The organism is Boseongicola sp. (genome assembly GCF_057460485.1).
The window spans coordinates 1-4,378 of record NZ_JBVCWP010000303.1 but is presented as its reverse complement, the minus strand read 5'-3'; the positions used below and the strand labels follow the sequence as shown (position 1 = coordinate 4,378).

Genomic DNA, 4,378 nt, shown 5'->3' with positions numbered 1-4,378 from the left:
TAAAGGGATATGGTGGAGTTGCGGAAGCTTGCGAGCCACTTGAACCGCTTCTCACGAGAGCACGAATAGATGGAAATCAAATAGCTGCGGCAGGCCAAATTATTGCCATACCACGAAAGCCAACAATGTCCGGTATGCGGACAAGGCCGACGTTCCTCAGCAGCTTAAGTTGATTTGCAAACTAATCTTCTGCGTGCTTGGATTCGCCCTGAACAGTTTAAATAAAAATGCCGAGGGAAATCGCGGCAGAAAGGTCGTCTCAATGCCAATTGTTCGTGTCACCATGCTCGCCGGTCGCAGCCGAGAGCAAAAGTCCGCTCTGGCCAAAGACATTACCCATGCGCTTGTGCATCGATGCGGCGCAGATGCGGCATATGTAAATATTCTCTTCGAGGATGTTGAACTTGACCATTGGATTGCCGGTAGCGACGCAATAGCCCAATCCGAGGGTAATGAAGGCCAATCATAGCTGTTTCCCCGTCCAAGGCTTAAAGCGAGCATCTGATTGGTCCCAGTCACAGTCAGACCCTTAGGTCTGCAGTGGGGAATGAACGACTGCTTAGCAGACTATGCAGACGCTGCAAACCGGCCAAGATTCCAGAAGTAGCGCTAGCTAGGGGTGCTTTCGCGGGGCACCCAAATCGCTGCATTTCGCATATGCTGTCAGGACTGTGGAGCCAATTCTGTATTTGTGTTAAGCTGTAAATTGGGCAGTGACGAGCAATCTCTCATGGTCCGTGAAGCAGGAAAATGCTCGATATGAATTTCTTATCTAGCGATGGCGTTGATCTCTACTATCGGCTCGATGGTGAAGGGCCGCCATTGTTGATGTTGAGCGGCATATGGAGCGACACGACGACTTGGAACGCGCAGGTAAGAGCTTTCGCCGAACATTATACCTGCATACGCTTCGATCACCGGGGCATCGGCCAATCCGAGAAATGGGTTGGCGAGTACAGCTACGAACTGCACGCCCGGGATGTAAAAGAGCTACTGGATCATCTTGGGCTCAAAGATGTCCCGATCCTAGGCGTTTGTCATGGTGGCATGGCTGCCGTCACGCTAGCGATGACCTATCCGGGTTATACCGGAGCTCTTTGCATCAACGCGACGCAGCTATTGAGGTCCCAGAGGTTGATGCAGACTTATATCGGCTGGAAGCGGATCTTGGAGACGTCCGATTTTGAGACTCTCTACACGGCGATATTACCCTCGGTCATGTCAGAACACTGGCTTGACCAGAACCGAGACCGGCTTCCTGCATTGCTTGAGAAAATAGAAGAACGGATTGAGCCCAGGGCAGCGCTAAAGATGGTCGAAGCGCTCATCGCCTACGCCGCCACCGGTTTCGAGCGGGCGAAGATTGCGTCGGTCGATGTTCCGGCTCTGATCATGTCTGGTAGCGAGGATATGTTCATCCCACCCCAACTCATTTGGGCGGAAAGTCGATACTGGCCGAACGCCGCTTACCATCTTTTCGAAGGCTCCGGGCACTTTCCACAACGAGAGATGTCGAAGGTCTACAATGCCGTAATTCTCGACTACCTCCAGAGTATCACGACTAAAAAAATGATTTGAAAGTCCGCTTTGTCCGGTGGCCTCAACGGGTCGACGCAACACTTTAATCTTTTGGAAGAGATGGAGTGTTGAGCATGAAGTATCGTCGCAGGATTTACTATTCGGCTGAGCAGCGGGCTGAGATTTGGGATCGCTGGCAGCGTGGAGAGTCGATGAGCTCGATTGGTCGGGTGTTTGACCGGCAATCATCGTCGGTCTTTTCGGTGATCTCGCCGACCGGCGGCATCCGCCCACCAGATCGCAAACGCGGCAGCCGCGCCTTGAGCCTTTCTGAGCGCGAGGAGATATCGCGGCGGCTCAGCATCAAATGCTCACTTCGCATGATAGCCCACCAATTAGGACGCGCGCCCTCAACCATCAGCCGCGAGGTTCAGCGCAACGGTGGGCCTGCTGGATATCGTGCGGCGGCCTCAGATCAGGCGGCATGGGGTCGCGCACTGCGTCCCAAGCTGTGCAAGCTGGCTTGCCACCCGTCTTTGAGCCTCGCAGTATCAGCAAAGCTGCGGCGCAAGTGGTCGCCCGAGCAGATTGCAGGCTGGCTCAAGCGTGCGTTCCCAGGAGAGGCGCAGAAACAAGTGTCACACGAGACGATATACAGAAGTCTTTATATACAGGCACGCGGCGTCCTGAAAAAGGAGCTGCTGGAGCATCTGCGCGCCAAGCGAACGGTGCGCCGCTCCAAGCACGCCAGCCTAAAGCGCAATGGGTTGGGGCAGATCAAAAACGCCGTATCGATCAGTCAAAGGCCCGCGTCCGTGGAAGACAGAGCGGTGCCGGGGCACTGGGAAGGCGATCTGATCGGAGGGTCCAGGAACAGTTATATTGCGACCCTGGTGGAACGCCATTCGCGGTATGTGATGCTGATCAAAGTCGCCAACAAGGACACCGAAAGCGTCATCTCCGGGCCGATCAAATCGGCACAGAGATTGCCACGCGAACTCTACAAATCCCTGACATGGGATCGCGGTAAAGAGCTGGCAGATCACCCGCGCCTGACCATGGCGACCGATGTCGACGTCTACTTTTGCGACCCACAATCCCCGTGGCAGCGCGGATCAAACGAAAACACTAACCGGCTGTTGAGACAGTATTTGCCGCGCGGAACTGATTTATCTGTCCATTCTCAAGCCAAACTTAGCGCCATCGCCAGACAGTTGAACGAACGGCCTCGCAAGACCTTGCAATACCAGACCCCAGCTGAGAAGTTCGCCGAGTGTGTTGCGTCGATCGGTTGAGTCCACAGGACAAACCTGGCTTTCGCCGCAACTATCCCAATGTCAGCTTCCCTACAAAATGAGGCTTGCGGCAGATGGATGAGGTGTCAGAGGTTTGCCAAACGGATTCAAGTAGCCGCCGACCCGGAAGTTGCTCTGACCAAAGTCAATTCGTAGGCCTAAACGGTACAAGCAGCCACGCCACCCGCACTTTCTACCTTGATTCAAGTCATTGCGGTCAGGACCGGCGTAACAGTATGGTCAACATGCTGGATCAACGCGGAGGCTTTGGCGCTTATGGTGCACGAAAAGGAGCGATTGCATTTCGTGCAAGGGCTCAGGGTATTTCTCATCGGCCTCGTCGTCGCGCACCACGCCGGCCAGCCGTATGGGCCCACGGGCGGCGAGTGGCCGGTCGACGAACAGCGAACTGCTGTTGCTGTTCTTTGCGGTCAATGCTGCCTTCTTCATGGGGTTCTTCTTTCTGATCTCGGGCTATTTCATTGAGGGCAGTTACGACCGGAAGGGCGCTAGGGCGTTTCTCTCCGGGCGCCTTCTCCGACTCGGCCTGCCACTCGTGGTCCTCGTGATCTTCCTCAACGGCAGCTTTGGCTATGCGACGACCGACACCCCGCGAGGCTATTTTGGCTTCCTCCTTCTCGATTATGTGGGCGGCGGAAACCTGGAATTTGGCCCCCTCTGGTTCATCGAACACCTGCTGGTCTACGCCCTGCTTTATACGCTTGTGCGGCTCTTGGTCCCGGCACGCTCGCCGCGCACCGAACCAGGCCCGCCGGGACATCTGGCGATATTGGCCTACACGATTACGCTCGCCGGTGTGACGGTTCTGGTCCGCCAAACCTGGCCAATCGACGAATGGCGGCTCTTGTTCGGCGTGTTCCTTCTGGAGCCGGCGCACCTGCCGCAATATGCAAGCCTGTTCCTGATTGGGATCCTGGCCGGTCGGGGACGTTGGTTCGAGCAGATCGAAAAACGAATAGCCTACACTTGGTTCTGGATCGGGATCGGCGCCTTCGCCGCTGCAGGTGTTTTGATCGCCACTGATGCCGAAACGCCGGCTTGGCTGACGCCCATGGATGTCTGGGCGGTGCTCGAAGCGTTCGTCTGCGTCGGTATGATCCTTGGCCTACTCGCCTTCTTCCACGCCCACGTGGACCAAGCGGGTCCTCTGCAAAGGCGTCTCTCGGGCAACGCCTATGGCGTCTACCTCATCCATGTCTATGTTGTGATCGGGCTTCAGGCCGCGCTTCTCGGGGTGGCGTGGCCAGCGCTCGCGAAGTTCGTCTTCGTCACGGTCTCGGGGATTGCGCTCTCACTGCTGATCGTCGACACGCTGCGGCGCCTCGCCTGGGTGCGGGCCGTCGTCTGAGCGGGTTAACCCGGACGCTGCCCAACCGGTGCGCACCGGTCAATTGTTCGGCGGAAGCTGACATTCACTGCGAAAGATCGAGTTGGCAACTTGGGCTCATAGCGGACCTTGATTGGGGGGGGCTGGAGCCAATGTCTGCTCTGCGGACAGAGTAGACACTCAGCTCCGCCAACCCGATAGTCAATTTTGATCTAAG

General features: G+C 56.3%; 4 protein-coding genes. All 4 read left to right on the top strand.

From position 1 onward, the window contains the following. The first annotated feature begins 262 nt into the window (after window positions 1–262). Window positions 263–469: a tautomerase family protein gene (locus tag AC221Y_RS20815; RefSeq protein ID WP_486708277.1), complete on the top strand. Its 207-nt coding sequence runs from the start codon at window positions 263–265 to the stop codon at window positions 467–469. A gap of 290 nt (window positions 470–759) precedes the next feature. After that, window positions 760–1,578 carry an alpha/beta fold hydrolase gene (locus AC221Y_RS20810; RefSeq protein WP_486708276.1) on the top strand — a complete coding sequence of 273 codons (819 nt, stop codon included), beginning with the start codon at window positions 760–762 and terminating at the stop codon, window positions 1,576–1,578. 74 nt (window positions 1,579–1,652) lie between these two features. Next, window positions 1,653–2,813, top strand: coding sequence for an IS30 family transposase (locus AC221Y_RS20805; RefSeq protein ID WP_486708275.1), 1,161 nt, complete (start codon window positions 1,653–1,655; stop codon window positions 2,811–2,813). Between the two features lie 367 nt (window positions 2,814–3,180). Beyond that, a complete protein-coding gene (locus tag AC221Y_RS20800; protein ID WP_486708274.1) occupies window positions 3,181–4,182 on the top strand; it encodes an acyltransferase family protein in 1,002 nt (333 codons plus the stop codon). The last annotated feature ends 196 nt before the right edge of the window (window positions 4,183–4,378 follow it).

Excerpts from the sequence above, each read along its gene's own strand:
- AC221Y_RS20815 (WP_486708277.1), top strand. The coding sequence starts at position 263 with ATGCCAATTGTTCGTGTCACCATGCTCGCCGGTCGCAGCCGAGAGCAA.
- AC221Y_RS20810 (WP_486708276.1), top strand. The coding sequence starts at position 760 with ATGAATTTCTTATCTAGCGATGGCGTTGATCTCTACTATCGGCTCGAT.
- AC221Y_RS20805 (WP_486708275.1), top strand. The coding sequence starts at position 1,653 with ATGAAGTATCGTCGCAGGATTTACTATTCGGCTGAGCAGCGGGCTGAG.
- AC221Y_RS20800 (WP_486708274.1), top strand. The coding sequence starts at position 3,181 with ATGGGCCCACGGGCGGCGAGTGGCCGGTCGACGAACAGCGAACTGCTG.